The following is an 18,296-nucleotide window of genomic DNA, read 5'->3' on the forward strand; positions in this document are numbered from 1 at the left end:
TAAGAGATTACACCCAGTTTTATTATCCGCTGTATGCTGTTCGAACTATACCCCCTCCATTCTTCCCACTTTTCCAGTATAAGAAATCTGCCGAATCTCCTATTTTCCATTTTTATCAAATAATTACGTTTTAACCCAATACTTCTATGGTAAATACGTTATATAAGAAAAGGACAACCTAATTTTTTCCTTTTCTAATTTATTCAGGAGGTGGAGCAACATGGCACAAAACACTTACAAGACAGGCGAAAAAGCACCAGAATCAGGCACTTACAAGGTACAAAGCTTAGTCAGTGGAGGTTCTTCAAATCAGGACAATACTGAAGTGAAAGTGGAAAAAGGTGAACAGTTCCCCCCTTCTCCTTCAAGTAATGAAGCTGCCCACTGGGTAAAAACTTCGTAAATACCAAAAGTAAGATCGACCGGATCAAGGTTCCCCTTTGATCCGGTCTTTTCTTATTCTACAGGAGCCCTAAACGATTAAAAACGGCACTCAGTTGAGTACCATGTCCATAATTTGGCGCAGGTTTGAGGACTCCTTCCCCCGATTACCATACCCATAATGAAAAACTCACACTAGACTGGATTGGTTCTTTCAGACTTTGCCTGAACTCAAATTACTTTTTCAAAAAAACAAGTACATATGTAACTTTTTAATTTCCACTTATATTATTAAACAAAAAATCGATCATGACAATATTTTTAACCTATCAAAACAATCCCCCAGTTACTCCGCACCCTTATTATATTATCTTAATATAAGAAACTGCTGTTTAGTATTTCATATTTGTGGAATTTATTACAAAAAGCATTCGAAAGGTAGTGAGACCATGGCAGCAACAGAAAAGTATTTTAAGAGAGATTATGAACAATCCAGAGAAACGTTCCAAGAACATTTATACACCATCAAAAAAAAGTGGCCAGAGGCTGTTTTATCAACTGAAAGCATCGGAAAGGATCCAGATAATACCATTGATGTAATTTATTCCGAGGCGCTTACCTCGAACGAACAAGTCGTTTTCTTCACTACTGGAGAGCACGGGATTGAAGGTTATGCCGGCGCAGCAGTGACTCACCTGTTTGTCGAGGAATACCTCAATCAAATTGATCCACAAACTACCGGCATCTGTCTCGTGCACGCCATTAACCCCTGGGGGATGCGGAATTTCCGACGTGTAACTGAAAATAACGTGGATTTGAACCGTAATTATCTATTCGATCCAGGTTCAGTTCCTGAGAATGTAAACGAAAATTACTCGGAAGAAAGCCAAATTTTCCAGCCCAACGGCCCTGTTCAAGATGTGGCTAAAGAAAAAACAGAGCTATACGAACAATTGAGCAAAGGAATGATGAGAGAGGGATACAGTGGAATTAAGAAGGCTAAAGGCATGGGACAATTTGAATTCCCACGCGGCGTCTATTACGGAGGAGCAAACGAAGAGCAATCAGCCAGCTTTTTAAAAGATTGGCAGAGAAAGCTCCTTACCACCTATACACGTGTGATCCATATGGATTGGCATACAGCTCTTGGGCCAACCAACGAGGTTACAATGGTCGTCTCCGAACACGATGAACGGGAAGAAGAGCAGATGAAGAAAGAGTATGGAATGGAAAATATCCAGAAGTTCACCCCTAAAAAGGTAAAAGGAGACTCTACCAACTATTTTCATAAGTTAAAAATTGAAGAAAATCCAGATACGTATCTATTTTCAGCTTTATTTGAGTTCGGTACATTCGGTACCAGCCGAAAAGCAGAGCTGAGAGAATTTACAACGATTATCCTGGAAAATCAACTTTACTGGGAAGGTGCAGAAAAGGAGCAGGATCGACAATGGATTCTTGAGGAATTCAAGAATATGTTCTACCCAAATGATGAAGAATGGCGGCAATCGGTACTGGAAGAAGCACGCCTGGCCATCGAGTCTATTCTTACTCAAGAAGAGATTTTCGTTTCCTATCAAACCACCTAGGAAGGAGAAAATAATATGGCGAACCAGCTCCCTGAAAGATCTTTTCCCTTATGGAGACACCAGTCAATTGGATCCTTTCCCGCCCTAACCGAGAATACGGAAGCAGATGTGACGGTCATCGGATCCGGTATCACCGGAATTATGACCGCTTATCTTCTGGTGAAAAAAGGATTCAGAGTGGTAATCCTTGAAGCAGGAAAGATTGTGGAAGGTACCACCGGCTATACTACGGCGAAAATCAGTTCTCAGCACGGGCTCATTTATGACCACCTTATTCAAACGTTCGGCAAAGAAAAAGCTAAACTATACTATGACGCGAACCAAGAGGCCCTACAGCTTATGGATCAAATTAGACAGGAACATCATATCGACTGCGATTTCGCTTACCAGGATGCTTACGTTTACAGTACTACAGTAGAATCAAAACGGAACATTGAAAAAGAAGCCAAAGCCTATGAGCAGCTCGGGATCGACGGAGAGCTCTCCCAACATACGGATCTCCCTTTTCCTGTGACAGCTTCTATAAAAATGAAAGACCAGGCCCATTTTAACCCGGTCAAATTTCTGCTCCCTCTTATTGAGTACTTAAGAGAAAACGGAACATCCATCTATGAAGATACACGGGCAGTAGATATCAAAGAAGGCAAAAGACCTGAAGTTATTACGAGAAATGGACAACGTGTACACTCTGACCATGTCGTAATGGCCTCTCATTTTCCCTTCAAAGATTTCAAAGGCTTATATTTTGCGAGACTCCATGTCGACCGCTCTTATAGTCTTGCCGTTAAAATGACAGGGCAACTCCCCGATGGTATGTATTTAAACGCAGAGTCTCCAAAGCGATCGCTGCGCCATGCTATTGATAGTAACGGAGACCGCTATCTGCTTATCGGGGGTGAAGGACATCCAAGTGGTCAAAGCAGAAATACAGAACAACATTATAAAAGACTGCGCGATTATGCTGAACAGCATTTTGACGTTGAGAGCGTACCATACCGCTGGTCTTCTCAGGATATGACCACCCTTGATATGGTTCCATATATCGGACCGATTACAGAAAAACACTTTAATATTCATGTGGCGACCGGTTTTGCTAAATGGGGAATGACAAACGGAACAGCAGCCGCAATGGTAATCACCGACTTAATCAGCCAGGATCACAGTCCGTATGCAGAACTTTTTAACCCTTCTCGGTTTCATGCCCAGGAAGATGTAAAGAGTTTCACGAAGGAAAATGCTAATGTCGCTAAGGAATTCGTAAAGGGTAAACTGTCCAAAGGTGACCGGACAATAGACGACCTGATTCCCGATGAAGGGGCTATCATTAATATAGACGGAAAGAAAGCCGGCGCTTATAAAACAGATGATGGCACTATGAAAATAGTCGATACCACATGCACCCATATGGGCTGCGATTTGGAATGGAACAATGGAGAACGATCCTGGGACTGCCCTTGTCATGGTTCCCGGTTTACACCGGACGGAGAAGTTATAGAAGGTCCTGCGACGGAACCACTTAAAAAATTAAGCAAAGAATAATAATCTTCGATTAAACTAGTGGTTTGCTTTGTTGGAAAATGGTGTTCCCTAAAAAAAAGAACTTCCATAACCGGAAGTTCTTTTTTTATTACTGCTTTATCAAATTTAAAAATTGCTTTGTGCGTTCTTCCTTAGGCTGTTCAAATAGAACAGATGGTTCGCCTCTTTCAACGATCATGCCATTATCCATAAACAGCACTTCATCAGCTACTTCTTTAGCAAAACTCATTTCGTGAGTAACAACCACCATCGTACGACCTTCCGCTGCCAGTTTCTTCATAACCTGCAGAACCTCGCCGACTAATTCCGGGTCCAGCGCTGAAGTGGGTTCATCAAACAACATAACTTTCGGGTCAATCGCCATGGCCCTGGCAATCCCTACTCTCTGCTGCTGTCCGCCTGAAAGCTGATAAGGATACACTTCCATTTTCTCATGGAGACCAACTTTAGTGAGAATATCCACTGCTTTTTCACGCGCTTTAGCCTTAGCGACTTTTTGGACGGTTACAGGACCTTCCATCACATTTTGAACGGCCGTAAAGTGCGGAAACAAATTATAGGTTTGAAAAACCATGCCGGTTTGTTTCCTGAACTCCCTAATTTCTTTTTTGGAAATCTTTTTTGAAAATTTGAGGGTCTGCTGATCAATGGTGATGGAGCCTTCTTCCGGTTGTTCAAGAACGTTCAAGCACCGGAGAAGCGTCGTTTTACCCGAACCTGATGGACCAATGATGACAACCACTTTTCCTTGTTCTACCTGTAAACTGATATCTTTTAAAACGACTAAGTCGCCAAATTGTTTTGATACATTGTTCATGTTAATCATGAGCATTCTCCTTACGTTTTCACATAACGGTTCATGCGGTTCTCAATTCTGCCTTGCAGAACCGATAATAGAAAGCATATGACCCAATAAATAGCAGCCGCTTCTACGTACACCAATAAAGGAGTATAAGTCGTAGCCACAATTTCTTGAGCTTTTCTGAACATTTCACTAACCAAAATCGTAGAAGCCAGTGATGTTTCTTTAACCAACCCAATGAATGAATTGGATAAAGGGGGAACCGACACCCTCGTAGCTTGAGGAAGGATCACTCGTCTTAAAGATTGAAGATAAGACATTCCGATAGATGAGGAAGCCTCCCACTGTCCCTTTTCAATCGATAAAATAGAGGCTCTTATCGTTTCGGAAGCATACGCCCCAGTATTTAAGGAGAACGCAATAATCGCTCCCACAAAAGGTTCAAATTTCAAAGCTTCGATCCCTAAATTACCTAACCCGTAGAAGACTATGAACAACTGGACAAGCAGAGGAGTCCCCCGAATAATGGATACGTACACTCTGGCTATTCCGGACAGTACTTTGATACCGGAAATTCTAAATAAAGCCGTCGTAATCGCCAATACCAGCCCGATCGCAAAAGAAATGAGCGTAAGGGGAATCGTATAAGAAAGAACTCCTTTCAACAAAGGAAGAAAGGAGTCTTGTAATATAGTTACGTCCTCTGAACTGAGAAAGCTACTGAGTAGAAACATCTTCATTGAACCATTCGTTAGAAATTTCTTCTAGCGTACCGTCCTCTTTCATTTCTTTAAGGGCTCCGTTCACTGCCTCAACAAGCTCAGGATTATCCTGACGGAACATCATAGCCGTTTCTGAGGCATTATCCTCTTTAGCAACAATCTCTACCTTCGACTGATCGCCTTTTTCCTTCAAGTAATCCAAAACGGAAAGACGGTCATTCACGGTAGCATCGACACGGCCATTGTTCAATAGTTCCATAGCCGGATTAAATCCCTCAACGCTTTGTATCTCAGCCCCGTATTCTTTCGCGATATCTGCATAGTTACTTGTTAATGATTGAGCGGACACTGCGCCCTCCAAGTCTTCAAAACTTTGTATATCGTTATTGTCTTTTCTTGCTACCAGCACAGCTGATGTATAGGTGTAAGGTACAGAAAAACTGTATTTCTTTTCTCGATCCGGTTTAATTCCTACCTGATTCGCAATCATATCAAAACGATTGCTGTTCAAGCCGGCAAACATAGAATCCCATTTGGTTTCCTTGAACTCAATTTCAAGATCTAAACGCTTCCCGATTTCCTTTGCTACTTCAACATCATACCCTGTCAGTTCATCGTTTTCGTTGTGGAACGTGTACGGGGCATAAGTCCCTTCGGTTCCTACAGTCAGGACCCCTTCTTCTTGAATTTGTTCATATAAACTTTTTTCACTATTTTGGTCACTGCTTTGATCACTGCCAGATGAAGACTCCTGCTCATCTCCACTTGAGCCGCAGGCAGAAAGTATAATAATAAATAATGCCGTAATAGTTAACCAGGTTATTTTTTTCATTCTGTGGTTCCTCCTTTATAATACCAACTAATTTAATCGGTTTAATGTACTATTAGAGAATACATGTCGTTTCAGTAAAGGTCAACAATAATGTTTGATCTCTCTTAATTTCTTCCAGCACGGCTGTTTTATACCTACAAAAAAAGGACACCTCCTTACTTAGGAGAGTGTCCTTTTAGCATTCCTATTTTGTTAATTATACAATCTTCTTGATTAACCTTCCAATGGCGCGCGGGATAAAGAGAAGGATATCAACAATTGTATGAATTAGTGAACGAATCAGTTTCATCGTCATACCTCCTTGTGTATACATACGTAAATGTTCCACCTGAAAGCCTGACGCAAACTGAGTCCTTTTCCGTCTTTTTCTCAGTTTCACTATACTGAAATATCATAAAAGGACAAAAGTTCCCTGTCTACCGCCCTATATCATGGTAGCTTTAAAGTCCTGCCAGGATAGATCAAACTCGTATTCGAAATATTGTTAACTTCCGCTAAGCGCTTTACCGTTGTCCCGTTTCTTCTCGCTATACTGTAAAGAGTATCCCCGGATTTCACGGTATAACTTTTCATATTCTGAGGGATTAACAGGTCTTGCCCTATTCGTATATAAGATGGATTTGAAATTTTATTAACCTCGATAAGGTCATTCAAGGACACTTCATACCTTTTAGCAATGCTATAAAGTGTGTCTCCGGATTGCACGGTATAGGTGTCTCCCTGAGCAGGCGGAGGATTCGGCGTATCCCCAGGGATGGAAAGGCGTTGGCCAACCTGAATTACATTAGCATTTGCAAGGTTATTCTCTCTTACAATTTGATTAACCGTTACCTCATATTTTCTAGCGAGGCTATAAAGAGTATCTCCTGCTTTCACCGTATGAATGGTTCCTGAAGCAGAAGACATATTTAAAATTTCCGAAACAGTGACAAATTGATAGCCCCTGGCTTTTAATGAACGGATGATATCCGGCAGTGCGCCCGGAGTCCCAGATGCACCTGCTCCTGTGTGCATCAGCACAATGGAACCCGGAACGATGTTATCTACCACTCGGTTATAAACCTCTGTTTCTGATAGACCTTTCCAATCCAGTGTATCAATATTCCAGTGAATCGTGTGAGTATAGCCCGCTTTTCCTACGGCTGTAAGTACAGAAGAATTGACTGCGCCAAAAGGCGCCCTGAACAATGGTTTAGTCGATAGGCCCGCCACATTTTTCACCGCTGCTTCTGTCCGATCTAATTCACGTTTTATTTCAGCGCTCGATAACTCAGTAAAATCTGGGTGGGAATAGGAGTGATTAGCTAATTCGTGACCGTTCGCCTTAATATTCTTAATAGAATTTGGATGAGCATTTGTTCCGGATCCAGTTAAGAAGAAGGTAGAGTGGATATTTTCATTGGAGAGCGTTTTCAGGATCTTAGCAATGTTTGTCCCATCTGAGCCGTCATCAAATGTTAAAGCTACACGTTTACTAGAGGTATTGCCTTTGGTAACAAACTTTGAAGGAGATGCTTCTACAGAATTAGAAAAGGATAGGAAACTGCCCATAATCAGAAGGAAGATCAAACTGAACCTCAGAAACTTTTCTCCCATTACATTCACCTCGCTATGAATTTTTTAATCCTCTCACGGAAAGATAACGAACAAAAGACTGAATATTTTGTCTAATTAAGTCTATTATACTATATAAAGCTCGAAAGAACGCTAACAATATTTGATAATTTGTTTTCAATCAAGATTTGTTTATTTACGAGTGTACAGGGAACACTTTTTGTAAGATCCAATAAAATCCATTATTAAATAAACACTAAGGTTTACGTATCCAAGTTAACGTGGAAAAAATTTATAATACTCGCTAAAAGCAAGGAGGTTCATACCATGGCTAAAACCATTCAGCCTGAAGAAGTTGAAAGCAAGCGAAAGGAAAACCACATTCAAGTTCTTGATGTGCGGACAAATGAAGAAGTTGCAGAAGGTAAAATTCCGGAAGCTCTTCACATCCCATTGGATGAAATAGAAGAACGTGTTGGAGAGCTTGATCCTAACAAGGAATATATTACAGTATGCCGTTCCGGCAGACGGAGCGATATGGCTGCCGATATTATGAACGATCGGGGCTTAAATGCTCACAACATGGAAGGTGGCATGAAAGCCTGGAATGGAGAAGTACGCTAAACTCGAAAAACCCCCGGCCTTAAAAGGCGCGGGGGTTTTTGCATATACCGCTAACATCTGATTTCGTATAGTACGGAGAGGAGCATATTAGACTAGTTGTCTGGATATACTTAACCGTTAGAATACATTAAAGGGGGAAACCTATGTCAGCATCTCGTATTTTGAAATGGGTAACAGGCGGACTTGAAGCTATCCTAGCTGTACCTTTTCTTGGTGCCACCATTATCATCAGTCTGCTCTGGACACCTTTAGCACTTATGTTAATTTTGCACATTATCACTCTAGTATTAACGAAAAAAGATAATGGTGCCGCAACGGGAAGTATCCTGGGAATAATCACCTCTTGCGTCGGATGGATCCCTTTTGTAGGGATTACGATGCATATCCTGTCTGCCATTTTCCTTATGCTGGACGCAGCAAAACCTGATCCGAAACCTGAAGAAGAAGTAGCCTGACCTCACAGAAGACCGGTTTTTTTGGTTCTTTTCTCCAGATTCCAGAAGAACGAAGAAATAAAAAAAGACTTCCCGTATGGGAAGTCTTTTAGTTAACGTTATTATCTCTGAACGTTAGCAGCTTGCGGTCCACGGTTTCCTTCAACGATTTCGAAAGAAACTGTTTCGTTTTCTTCTAGTGTTTTGAAACCTTCGCCTTGAATAGCAGAGAAATGAACGAATACATCGTCTTGACCTTCTACTTCAATAAAACCGAAACCTTTTTCTGCGTTGAACCATTTAACATTACCTTGTAACATAATTGTTGCCTCCTGCGTGGAGTTTCTCCACATTGTATTACTATTATTGCTCTGCATATTCATTCTAGACGAAAGTGACTTACTAGGTTACTTTTTCTTTCATTCATAGACGAACAAGAATAATTAATTTCTATCATAGCACCTGAGTGAATCCACGTCAACCTTACGCCAAACTTTTTTTATCAGAAGGCACATAGTATTAACGAAAAAAGATCACCGGACTTATCCCGGAAATTATATTCTTATGCAGCGATACTGTTCGTAGCCGTGAATGGCCAGAAGGACACTTTCATATTTCTTGTCACTTGAACACGAACCATCCGCACCCCAATCGAGAAACAAAAAAGACTCCCTCTCATGAGAGGGAGTCTTCATTTAACGTTTTATCTTTGAACGTTAGCTGCTTGTGGTCCGCGGTTTCCTTCAACGATTTCGAAAGAAACTGTTTCGTTTTCTTCTAGTGTTTTGAAACCTTCGCCTTGAATAGCAGAGAAATGAACGAATACATCGTCTTGACCTTCTACTTCAATAAAACCGAAACCTTTTTCTGCGTTGAACCATTTAACATTACCTTGTAACATAATTGTTGCCTCCTGCGTGGAATTTCTCCACATTGTATTACTATTATTGCTCTGCATATTCATTTTAGACGAAAGTGACTTACTAGGTTACTTTTTCTTTCATTCATAGACGAACAAGAATAATTAATTTCTATCATAGCACCTGAGTGAATCCACGTCAACCTTACGCCAAACTTTTTTGTAAAGATCACATGGATGCCCCTTCAAACCGCTTCAATTGTTCCGAGGTTCCAAATACGATCACAAGGTCGTCTTCCATTATCGTGTTAGCAGCATCAGGGTTGTTAATAATCTCCGGGCCGCGTTTAATAGCTACAATGTTCACTCCATATTCTTCTCTGATCCTGGCTTCCTTTAAAGTTTGACCGATAAGTATAGAGGTAGATTTAATTAAAATCTCTTCAATATTGTAGTCATTGCTCTGATCGTGAAGCACCGTCTCTACGTATTCAACGCTGATCGGTTTTGTAATGGCAGTGGCCATTCTCTTCCCGCCTATGTTCGAGGTGTTAATCACTTTATCCGCGCCCGCCCGGTACAACTTCTCTTCTGAAAAATTCCGCTCAGCTCTTACGACCGTATAGATGTCCGGTTTTATCCCTTTCACCGTAACGGTAATAAATATATTATCGGCATCATCAGGGAGAGTCACCACCACCCCCTTCGCCCTCTCCAGACCTGCCTGCAGGAGGATCTCATCCTCCGTAGCGTTTCCTGTAATAAATAATGTCCCCTCCGGCAGACGTGCTATCACGTCTTCATCTGATTCAATGACGACGAGTGAGTGATTTTCTTTATGTAATTGTTGAAGGACTTGCTGCCCCACTCTGCCGAACCCGCAAATAATGATGTGATCCTCTACATTTTTAATCTTTTGATTCATTTTCCGTTTCCTCATTTCATTGGAAAATTCACCGCTGATGATCGCTCCAGCCGCTTGAGCCAGTATATATGTGGTTAACCCTATGGCAATCGGAATGAGAATCAGGGTTAATAACTTGCCTTCCATTGTATTTGGAGAAATATCGCCATATCCGATAGTTAGTACGGAGACAACCGCCAGCCACAATGCATCAAAAAATGAGAGCTGTTCCGTAATCATATATCCAATAATTCCGAAAAGAACAAGCATATGCAACAGTAATAAGGAAACGAAAACTTTTCGCTGATCCATCTATCCCACCTCAAGTTATACCTATCTTCTACTATATTATCATTAGAGGGAGTTATACAGTAAGATGAAATGTATCATTTCGGAAGCTCTCTCGTACAGACCACAAACGATAAGTACCAAACCAGGCTTTTCCCTTTTATAGCCATCCTAATCAAATTTTCTAAATTTTTTGTCGAAAAAAGGATGAAATCTATTTATTTTTTGTTATACTACTTAATAACGGAACATTTAAGGAAAATGTCCTTAATTTAAAGGAGGAACATTTTTGAAAAATATAAATAAACTCATTTCATTTATTGAAAGCGATATTCTGAATATTCGCCGGACGCTTCATAAGCATCCAGAGCTGAGCAACGAAGAATATCAGACTTCCGCTTTGGTAAAAGAGAAACTTACGGAATACGGCATTGAATTCCAATCAGGCTTTGCTAATACCGGAATTCTCGGAATTATCAAAGGCGCGCAGCCGGGAGGGACAGTGGCACTAAGAGCTGATATGGATGCCCTTCCGATCCAGGAAGCAAACCAGCATGAATTCGCATCTGAAAACGACGGAAAGATGCACGCCTGCGGACATGACGCCCATACAGCTATGCTGCTTGGTGCCGGCTACGCTCTTCAACAGCAGAAAGAAGACCTTCATGGCACGGTCTTACTCGTCTTTCAACCCGCGGAAGAGACGTCTCCTTACGGCGGTTCCCAGCCTATGCTTGACGATGGAGTGTTTGATCAATACACTCCGGATGTCATTTACGGACAACATGTATGGCCAAGCCTCCCTGTCGGTCAAGTCGGCATTCGGGATAAAGAAATGATGGGAGCTTCCGACCGATTTAAAGTAACGGTTAAAGGAAAAGGCGGACATGCGAGCATGCCTCATGACGGCAATGATGCTCTCATTATTACAAATCAAATCATCTCCAGTCTTCAGACAATTGTAAGCCGGAACGTAAACCCTCTTGATTCAGCAGTTGTAACCGTAGGTCGGATCGAAGGCGGCTATGGCTACAATGTGATTCCCGAACAAGTGGTTTTCGAGGGTACCGTACGTACGTTTAAACCAGAAGTAAAAGAAAAAGTAAAACAACGTTTCCACAGGGTTATTCAGCAGACGGCCGAGGCATTCGAGGGAGAGGCAGAAGTAACTTATTATGACGGCTATCCCGCGACCATTAATACACCCGAATGGGCTCAGACAGCCCGCAAATCAGCCCAGCGCCTGTTAGGTGACCATGCAACACCTGATCTCGACCCAGCTTTAGCTGGAGAAGATTTCTCCAGATTTCTGCTTCACTATCCGGGGGCATTCATCTGGCTCGGCACCCAAATTGAAGATGCCGATAATCAAAAACCACTTCACGATTCTGGTTTTCAATTGAATGAAAAGGCCTTGCCTATCGGAAGTCGCTATTTAGTTCAGGTGGCGATTGATACCCTGCAAAGTCTAGCCGAAAGTAAAGAAGGTGATCGAAGTGCCTCATGATTCGTTTATTCAGGCTATCCAGCCTAAATTAATCGAATGGCGCCGCCACTTTCATAAGTACCCTGAACTTGGATTTATGGAATACTGCACCACCTATACGATTGGCCAGGAATTAGAAAGACTAGGCTTTACTTTATATGTAGGAAAAGAGGCTTTAGAAAGCGACTCAAGATACGGTGTTCCTAATGAAGAAACGCTTCAGGAAAAGGAAATGGTAGCATCCGCATCGGTAGATGACCGCTTTCTTGAAAATATGAAAGGCGGTCATACTGGACTAGTAGCAGTATGGGATACAGAAAAAGCCGGTGACCACCTTGCCTTCCGCTTTGACATTGATGCCTTGCCGATTACAGAAGCTGAAGATTCACAGCACTTCCCATTTAAACACTCGTTTGTTTCCAAACATACAGGTGTTATGCATGCGTGCGGTCATGACGGACACACCACCATCGGTCTTGGACTCGCTCATTTCATTGCGGAGAATCGTTCAAACTTAAACGGAAAGTTTACTCTCCTGTTTCAGCCGGCCGAAGAAGGCGGGCGAGGCGCAAGAGCAATGACAGACAAAGGCTGGCTCAAAGACGTCGACTTCTTTTATTCCGGACATATCGGAATTCAGGATCTAGCTGTTGGAACGGTGGCAGCCACCACCGAAGGGTTTCTGGCCTCAGCTAAATTAGACGCCCATTTTAAAGGTCAATCCTCTCACGCCGGTATGAAACCCGAAGAAGGACGAAATGCCTTACTCGCGGCAGCCACGGCAGCGACTCAATTGCATTCCATCCCCCGGCACAGTGAAGGTATCAGCCGGGTGAATGCAGGAAAACTGGTTGCCGGCAACGGACGTAATATTATATCGGACCGTGGTTTTCTGGAAATCGAAACGCGCGGAGAAACGAAAACCATCAATTCTTATATGCAAAAGGAAGCCAGACGTATGATTCAAGCTGCGGCGGACATGCACCAGGTCGAGGTAGAAATTGAATTTGTAGGCGAAACGGAGCAAATGACCTGTGATGATTCCTTAGCATCCTACATTTCAAAAGTCTGCGAACCTAGTGCGTACATTCGTAAAGTGATCCCTGTGGCTCGCGTGTCAGGCTCAGAGGATGCCAGTTTCATGATGAATGAAGTCCAATCCCAGGGCGGTCAGGCCACTTATATGCTCTTCGGCACTCATTTACCAGATAATCACCATTCCCCTTCCTTCGATTTTGAAGAAGAGGTCTTAACCACTGCATTGGATACGTACATCCATATCATAAAAGGGGGACATTTGCTTGACTAACTTAGAGGAATGGCTGAATCAGCATCTACTTGAATTAAATCTCACAGACGAGATGGATTATGAAAATGGATTTACACGGCTTAGCTACACGGAAGATGAAAAACAAGCCCACCAGGCCTTCAGCAGAATTGCTGAAAACCTTGGACTGGATGTTCACTCCGACCAGGCTGGTAACGTCTGGGCAGAGTGGAAAACGGATACGGAGGCGCCAGTTGTCGCTCTCGGGTCTCATGTCGATACTGTAAGTTCTGGCGGAGGGTATGACGGCGTTGCTGGTGTATTGACCGCCCTTGCCGCAATCAAACTTCTAAAAGATCAAGATTATACCCCACGCAAAAATATAAGCGTCATTTGTTTCGCCTCGGAAGAATCAGCCAGGTTCGGTGTATCCACAATTGGCAGTAAAGCTGTCAGCGGACTACTCGATAAAGATGATGTGGCCAATGTGGAGGACGCAGAAGGTGTCACTATTAAGGAAGCAGTAGAATCTTTCGGTTTATCCTGGGATACAATCGATCAGGCAGAAAAAGGTGAGAAAGAATTAGAAAGCTTTTTAGAGCTTCATATTGAACAAGGCACTCAGATTGAAAATCACGGAGCAGATATTGGAATCGTTCGAGGGGTGGCCTGTCCGATTCGTTTGCAGATTACAGCTGAAGGAATGGCTAATCACACAGGCACAACACCGATGAACCGTCGATCCGATGCTTTTGCGGCCATCGCGCCGCTTATCACGTTCGTAGAAGAACAAGCCAACCAAATGAATGAAGAACAAGACGTTCCTCTGGTAGCGACCGTAAGCACCGTTCAGCTTCATCCGAATGTGATGAACGTCATCCCCGGTCAGGTAGAGCTTGGAATTGATATTCGCAGCGTGGACGATACTTTAAAAAAAGAACTGGCCGATCGAATTGAATCTTTTTGCAGGAAGATTGAAGATAAACGAAAGATACATGTTCACGTTAAAACACTTGTGAATAATAACTCCGTATTTTTAGATCCGAATCTCCAAGGCAAGCTCGCAAAAGTAACAGATCAGCTCCAGTTAAAGTCTATGGAAATGGATAGCGGTGCCGGACACGATGTTATGAATATGGCTGAAAAATGGCCATCCGGTCTTCTCTTTATTCCTTGCGAAGAAGGAATCAGCCATCACCCGAAAGAATACGCGTCCAACGAAGATCTGGCCAAAGGCGCCAGGGTAATGGCTGAATATCTAAAAGTTGAAACTGGTGAAAAACCATGAAAACAACGATCGGAGTCATTGCTCCTCATGACTCCTTACAGCAGATTATGTATGTCGCCAAGGAATTTGAGACGATCACATTTGTTCCTTATCCCTATGAGCAGCTCTCGGAAGTAAGCGATATTTTAACTCAACACCGATACGAAGTCGATCAATGGTTTTTCTCAGGCGTTTTGAATTACACGTACGCAATAGAAAATGAATTGATAACCGAAAATGAAGGAGCTTATCCACCTCTTCACGGAGCGAGCTTCTTCGGAATTCTACTTGAGGCTCAATTAGCCTCTAACCAAGTGTACCGAAAAGTCGGTATCGATACGATTGAAAGTGAAGAGTTTGAAAAGATTCTCTCTTACTACCAGCTTGAGGAATTATCCTATTATAACCATCCTTTTAAAAGTGGACAAAGTTCTGAGGAACTCGTAAATTATCACACTCAATTATTTGAAGAAGGAAAAACGGAAGTTGTTATTACCTCTATCAAATATGTTTATCAGACACTTAAAGATAAAGGGATCCCGGTTTTTCGTGTAACTCCTTCTTATTTATCCATCAAGCTGATTATCCAATTTCTTGAGGAACGGGCCCAAACGAACCTCTACCGTAATTCACAGGTAGCCGTCATAGGCTTTCGGATTAATATGGATCCTGATCATTTAGAAGAACTTTATTATTCCTTCAAAACGAAGTATCAGGAACTTGACGTCCGACGCGAGCTTTACTCCATTGCCGAGAAAACCAATGGATCCGTTATGCAGATGGGCGATGGATTATTCTTCATCTTCACAACACGAGGAGAGCTGAGCCATGAATCAGAAGCCGATTTATTTAACCTGATCCAGGAGATCCGTCTTCAGACAAACCTTCGAGCTAAAGTATCCATTGGGTTTGGCGAAACCGTCCTTCAGGCAGAGCAGCACGTAAGAATTGGATTCCGTCACGTTAAAGAGTACGAAGAACCGGTGATCCTGGTGGTCGATGACGATCAATCGATTTCGCTGAAACAGCAGAAAGAACAGATTGATTACCAGACGACGGATGTAGGTCAAGCCTGGAAAGAGAAGCTGAAAGATGCAAACCTCAGTCCAGGTGTCGTCTCCAAGATCGTCTCCTATGTAAAACATTATGGACGAGAGCAATTCTCATCGCAGGATCTCTCCAGATGGCTGAAAAGTACAGAACGTAATGGAAGAAGGATCTTATCCGAAATGGAACGTGTCGGCATTGTAGAGCAAGCCGGTGAAACACAATCCGGTGAACGCGGCCGGCCAAGGAAGGTTTATCAATTCCTCCCTTTTTAAAGGGAGGGGCCTTCCCCTTTCCCTTTAGACTCATGACGTTTACACAGTTTTTGGCTAAAAACGGAAGTATTAAGGAAAATTTCCCAAATTAATTGGAAGGGTGAAGCACATGAGTAACAACACTGAACAGTCGAGCAAAGGAATGGCAAGGTTTTTAAATTTTATTGAAAGAGCAGGAAACAAGTTGCCGGAGCCGTTTATGTTATTTGTGTATCTGGCCGGGTTTACGATTTTATTCTCCTGGGTGGTTTCATTATTTGGTGTAACGGTCGAAGAACCCGGTACGGGAGAAGAAGTGGCCATTCAGAGTCTGGTTTCAGGAGATGGACTGGAATACATTCTTACCTCCATGCTTGATAATTTCACTGGATTCGCACCCCTTGGCCTGGTATTGGCTATGATGTTAGGGATTGGTCTTGCAGATAAAGTTGGTTTACTCGAAACAGCTATTAAAAGTACGATACTAAAAGCACCTAAGTCTTTGATCACTTATGCGGTTATATTTGTCGGAATATTAGGAAACCTGGCTTCCGATGCCGCTTTCGTTATTGTTCCGCCTCTTGCTGCTATGGTTTTCTACACAATCGGACGTCACCCGCTGGCTGGTTTAGCTGCCGGTTTCGCAGGAGTAGGTTCCGGTTTCACCGCCAACATCATTATCGCTGGTACAGATGCCCTGCTTTCTGGAATTTCAACAGAGGTTATGGAGAGTATTGGATCTGACATCGTAGTAACTCCTGTAGATAACTGGTACTTCATGATTGTATCTGTCGTTATTCTTTCTATTACAGGGGCCCTGGTAACTGAAAAAATTATTGAACCCCGCTTAGGAAAATATGAAGGTAAAGGTTCTGAAAATGAACTGGAAGCAAGCACGACTCTTGAGAAAAAAGGATTCAAAAACGCAGTTATATCAGGCTTAGTCTTTATTGCTATCCTTATTATCGCTATTGCATGGCCTGGTTCCGCTTTAAGGAATGAAGAGGGCGGTATTATCCCGTCTCCATTCTTAGATGGAATTGTTCCTATTATTCTCTTCTTCTTTATTACCATTGGTATCACCTATGGAGTGACCGTTAAAAAGATCGAATCTACTCGTGACATTTCTGGATTTATGAGTGAAGCCATGAAAGACATGTCCGGATTCATCGTCTTGATTTTCGCAGCTGCGCAGTTTATTGCTTACTTTGACTGGACGAATATCGGAACATGGGTAGCTGTAAGCGGTGCAAATGCTCTAGAAGCCATGAATATGACGGGATTACCGGTTGTAGTCGGTTTCTCTATGCTGACTGCGCTTATGAACCTATTGATCTTCAGTGGATCAGCTCAATGGGCGCTTGAAGCACCGATTTTCCTGCAAATGTTCTATCTATTGGATTATCACCCGGCATTCATTCAAGCAGCTTACCGTATTGCCGACTCCTCAACAAACATTATTACACCGATGAACCCCTATATTATTGTTGTTCTTGCCTTTATGCGTGAGTACAATAAGAAAGCTGGATTAGGGACATTGATTTCCCTCATGCTGCCTTACAGCATTATCTTCTTCTTGATCTGGGTCGTACTATTGATTGCCTTTGCACTACTTGGCATTCCGTTCGGTCCTGGTGTCGATATGTATATTAATCAATAATTGAATTATAAAACGCCTGCTTTTAAATAGCAGGCGTTTCTTTTTTTTATTCCTATCGTTGGGGTGGCGGAGGAAATGGCGAGACTCCCGCGGGAGAAGGATCCAGGTGAGACCCCCCAAGGAGTGAAACGACTGAGGACGCTCATGGAAAGAAGGAGGATCGATCCTACGTCATGTAGGACAGCAGGAAAGCGAGTTATTTCACCACCAATTCCTTATCCATTTAACGTAACGGACCCATTTGTCTCGAAATCAAGTCTTTCAGTAACGGGATCTTATCTTTAAGAATTAACTTCAAAAACCCCATCCCTGTCGATAGCACCATGTTTATCCAACGACTCATTGGGAACAGGTAAACACGTGTATTAATTTATAGAAAGCAGGTGTGTTATGTTTACGATTCTTTCAAGCCGTGACCCATCCACCATCGTCATAGACGTCCGAGAAATATTAACAGGACAAGATGCAAAAATGCTTGATAACTATATAGAAGGATATTTTGATGATGATCAGAATTTTAATATTTTAGCCTTTATTCCTGAAGTTCAAGGTTCCACACTTGAAGGGTTCTGGGAAGGTACAAAACTCAACTTAAAACGTTGGAAACAGTTCTCAAAATTCGCGGTAATTACGGAAAGAGCATGGATAGAGGTAGCTACGCAGGCAGCCGGTTATCTGCCAGGGTTAAAGGCCAAAGATTATAAACCAAACCAGTTGGAAGATGCCTGGAGCTGGCTAAAAGAAGATTGAGAAAGTGAAGCTGCAGATTCGACACGGGGAGGGATTA

18 protein-coding genes are annotated in these 18,296 nt (G+C 42.5%); 11 read left to right on the plus strand and 7 right to left on the minus strand.

The annotated features are described in order from the left end of the window. Window positions 1–220: 220 nt before the first annotated feature. From LCM11_RS14315 to LCM11_RS14325, 3 genes are all read left to right on the plus strand, one after another. Window positions 221–403 carry a YjzC family protein gene (locus LCM11_RS14315; protein ID WP_089754391.1) on the plus strand — a complete coding sequence of 61 codons (183 nt, stop codon included), beginning with the start codon at window positions 221–223 and terminating at the stop codon, window positions 401–403. 427 nt (window positions 404–830) lie between these two features. Next, window positions 831–1,970, plus strand: coding sequence for a M14 family metallopeptidase (locus LCM11_RS14320; RefSeq protein WP_224894961.1), 1,140 nt, complete (start codon window positions 831–833; stop codon window positions 1,968–1,970). A gap of 15 nt (window positions 1,971–1,985) precedes the next feature. Beyond that, window positions 1,986–3,509 (plus strand): FAD-dependent oxidoreductase, encoded by a 1,524-nt coding sequence (locus LCM11_RS14325; RefSeq protein ID WP_224894962.1) that lies wholly within the window; start codon window positions 1,986–1,988, stop codon window positions 3,507–3,509. An 88-nt stretch (window positions 3,510–3,597) separates the two neighbouring features. Here the strand turns inward: LCM11_RS14325 and LCM11_RS14330 are convergent, their stop codons facing one another. The 4 genes from LCM11_RS14330 to LCM11_RS14345 form a co-directional block, all read right to left on the minus strand. Beyond that, on the minus strand, window positions 3,598–4,335 hold the full coding sequence (locus tag LCM11_RS14330; protein WP_224894963.1) for an amino acid ABC transporter ATP-binding protein: 738 nt from the start codon (window positions 4,333–4,335) through the stop codon (window positions 3,598–3,600). 11 nt (window positions 4,336–4,346) lie between these two features. Beyond that, window positions 4,347–5,051, minus strand: coding sequence for an amino acid ABC transporter permease (locus tag LCM11_RS14335; RefSeq protein ID WP_224894964.1), 705 nt, complete (start codon window positions 5,049–5,051; stop codon window positions 4,347–4,349). Next, the gene (locus LCM11_RS14340; protein WP_224894965.1) at window positions 5,029–5,865 is read right to left on the minus strand and encodes an amino acid ABC transporter substrate-binding protein; all 837 of its coding nucleotides are present in this window, start codon (window positions 5,863–5,865) and stop codon (window positions 5,029–5,031) included. Before LCM11_RS14340 ends, LCM11_RS14335 begins: the two co-directional genes overlap by 23 nt. Before the next feature lie 429 nt (window positions 5,866–6,294). Then, the gene (locus LCM11_RS14345) at window positions 6,295–7,461 is read right to left on the minus strand and encodes a LysM peptidoglycan-binding domain-containing protein (RefSeq protein ID WP_224894966.1); all 1,167 of its coding nucleotides are present in this window, start codon (window positions 7,459–7,461) and stop codon (window positions 6,295–6,297) included. 285 nt (window positions 7,462–7,746) lie between these two features. Here LCM11_RS14345 and LCM11_RS14350 point away from each other — a divergent pair, with 285 nt between their 5' ends. Both LCM11_RS14350 and LCM11_RS14355 read left to right on the plus strand, forming a co-directional pair. Then, the gene (locus tag LCM11_RS14350; RefSeq protein ID WP_224894967.1) at window positions 7,747–8,043 is read left to right on the plus strand and encodes a rhodanese-like domain-containing protein; all 297 of its coding nucleotides are present in this window, start codon (window positions 7,747–7,749) and stop codon (window positions 8,041–8,043) included. 143 nt (window positions 8,044–8,186) lie between these two features. Continuing rightward, window positions 8,187–8,498, plus strand: coding sequence for a hypothetical protein (locus LCM11_RS14355; protein WP_224894968.1), 312 nt, complete (start codon window positions 8,187–8,189; stop codon window positions 8,496–8,498). Window positions 8,499–8,599: 101 nt separating this feature from the next. Here the strand turns inward: LCM11_RS14355 and LCM11_RS14360 are convergent, their stop codons facing one another. From LCM11_RS14360 to LCM11_RS14370, 3 genes are all read right to left on the minus strand, one after another. Continuing rightward, window positions 8,600–8,797 (minus strand): cold-shock protein, encoded by a 198-nt coding sequence (locus LCM11_RS14360; protein WP_014641831.1) that lies wholly within the window; start codon window positions 8,795–8,797, stop codon window positions 8,600–8,602. A 383-nt stretch (window positions 8,798–9,180) separates the two neighbouring features. Then, complete coding sequence (locus tag LCM11_RS14365; RefSeq protein WP_014641831.1) at window positions 9,181–9,378, minus strand: cold-shock protein; 198 nt, start codon at window positions 9,376–9,378, stop codon at window positions 9,181–9,183. A gap of 187 nt (window positions 9,379–9,565) precedes the next feature. Next, window positions 9,566–10,552, minus strand: coding sequence for a potassium channel family protein (locus LCM11_RS14370; protein WP_224894969.1), 987 nt, complete (start codon window positions 10,550–10,552; stop codon window positions 9,566–9,568). A 265-nt stretch (window positions 10,553–10,817) separates the two neighbouring features. On the opposite strand from LCM11_RS14370, the gene LCM11_RS14375 reads away from it, so the two are divergent. The 6 genes from LCM11_RS14375 to LCM11_RS14400 all read left to right on the plus strand — a co-directional run bounded on the left by LCM11_RS14375 (window position 10,818) and on the right by LCM11_RS14400 (window position 18,259). Beyond that, window positions 10,818–12,035, plus strand: a complete 1,218-nt coding sequence (locus tag LCM11_RS14375; RefSeq protein ID WP_224894970.1) for a M20 metallopeptidase family protein — start codon at window positions 10,818–10,820, stop codon at window positions 12,033–12,035. Further along, on the plus strand, window positions 12,025–13,323 hold the full coding sequence (locus LCM11_RS14380) for an amidohydrolase (protein ID WP_224894971.1): 1,299 nt from the start codon (window positions 12,025–12,027) through the stop codon (window positions 13,321–13,323). The genes LCM11_RS14375 and LCM11_RS14380 overlap by 11 nt, the downstream gene beginning before the upstream one ends. Continuing rightward, window positions 13,316–14,569, plus strand: coding sequence for a M20 family metallo-hydrolase (locus tag LCM11_RS14385; protein WP_224894972.1), 1,254 nt, complete (start codon window positions 13,316–13,318; stop codon window positions 14,567–14,569). The genes LCM11_RS14380 and LCM11_RS14385 overlap by 8 nt, the downstream gene beginning before the upstream one ends. Then, window positions 14,566–15,870: a hypothetical protein gene (locus tag LCM11_RS14390; RefSeq protein WP_224894973.1), complete on the plus strand. Its 1,305-nt coding sequence runs from the start codon at window positions 14,566–14,568 to the stop codon at window positions 15,868–15,870. The genes LCM11_RS14385 and LCM11_RS14390 overlap by 4 nt, the downstream gene beginning before the upstream one ends. Before the next feature lie 109 nt (window positions 15,871–15,979). Beyond that, a complete protein-coding gene (locus tag LCM11_RS14395; RefSeq protein WP_224894974.1) occupies window positions 15,980–17,509 on the plus strand; it encodes an AbgT family transporter in 1,530 nt (509 codons plus the stop codon). Window positions 17,510–17,899: 390 nt separating this feature from the next. After that, complete coding sequence (locus LCM11_RS14400; RefSeq protein ID WP_224894975.1) at window positions 17,900–18,259, plus strand: STAS/SEC14 domain-containing protein; 360 nt, start codon at window positions 17,900–17,902, stop codon at window positions 18,257–18,259. Window positions 18,260–18,296: the final 37 nt, after the last annotated feature.

Origin of the sequence: Halobacillus halophilus (assembly GCF_020171985.1) — a bacterium.
Classification (GTDB): Bacteria; Bacillota; Bacilli; order Bacillales; family Halobacillaceae; genus Halobacillus; species Halobacillus halophilus_A.

Excerpts from the sequence above, each read along its gene's own strand:
- LCM11_RS14315 (WP_089754391.1), top strand. The coding sequence starts at position 221 with ATGGCACAAAACACTTACAAGACAGGCGAAAAAGCACCAGAATCAGGC.
- LCM11_RS14320 (WP_224894961.1), top strand. The coding sequence starts at position 831 with ATGGCAGCAACAGAAAAGTATTTTAAGAGAGATTATGAACAATCCAGA.
- LCM11_RS14325 (WP_224894962.1), top strand. The coding sequence starts at position 1,986 with ATGGCGAACCAGCTCCCTGAAAGATCTTTTCCCTTATGGAGACACCAG.
- LCM11_RS14330 (WP_224894963.1), bottom strand. The coding sequence starts at position 4,335 with ATGATTAACATGAACAATGTATCAAAACAATTTGGCGACTTAGTCGTT.
- LCM11_RS14335 (WP_224894964.1), bottom strand. The coding sequence starts at position 5,051 with ATGAAGATGTTTCTACTCAGTAGCTTTCTCAGTTCAGAGGACGTAACT.
- LCM11_RS14340 (WP_224894965.1), bottom strand. The coding sequence starts at position 5,865 with ATGAAAAAAATAACCTGGTTAACTATTACGGCATTATTTATTATTATA.
- LCM11_RS14345 (WP_224894966.1), bottom strand. The coding sequence starts at position 7,461 with ATGGGAGAAAAGTTTCTGAGGTTCAGTTTGATCTTCCTTCTGATTATG.
- LCM11_RS14350 (WP_224894967.1), top strand. The coding sequence starts at position 7,747 with ATGGCTAAAACCATTCAGCCTGAAGAAGTTGAAAGCAAGCGAAAGGAA.
- LCM11_RS14355 (WP_224894968.1), top strand. The coding sequence starts at position 8,187 with ATGTCAGCATCTCGTATTTTGAAATGGGTAACAGGCGGACTTGAAGCT.
- LCM11_RS14360 (WP_014641831.1), bottom strand. The coding sequence starts at position 8,797 with ATGTTACAAGGTAATGTTAAATGGTTCAACGCAGAAAAAGGTTTCGGT.
- LCM11_RS14365 (WP_014641831.1), bottom strand. The coding sequence starts at position 9,378 with ATGTTACAAGGTAATGTTAAATGGTTCAACGCAGAAAAAGGTTTCGGT.
- LCM11_RS14370 (WP_224894969.1), bottom strand. The coding sequence starts at position 10,552 with ATGGATCAGCGAAAAGTTTTCGTTTCCTTATTACTGTTGCATATGCTT.
- LCM11_RS14390 (WP_224894973.1), top strand. The coding sequence starts at position 14,566 with ATGAAAACAACGATCGGAGTCATTGCTCCTCATGACTCCTTACAGCAG.
- LCM11_RS14395 (WP_224894974.1), top strand. The coding sequence starts at position 15,980 with ATGAGTAACAACACTGAACAGTCGAGCAAAGGAATGGCAAGGTTTTTA.
- LCM11_RS14400 (WP_224894975.1), top strand. The coding sequence starts at position 17,900 with ATGTTTACGATTCTTTCAAGCCGTGACCCATCCACCATCGTCATAGAC.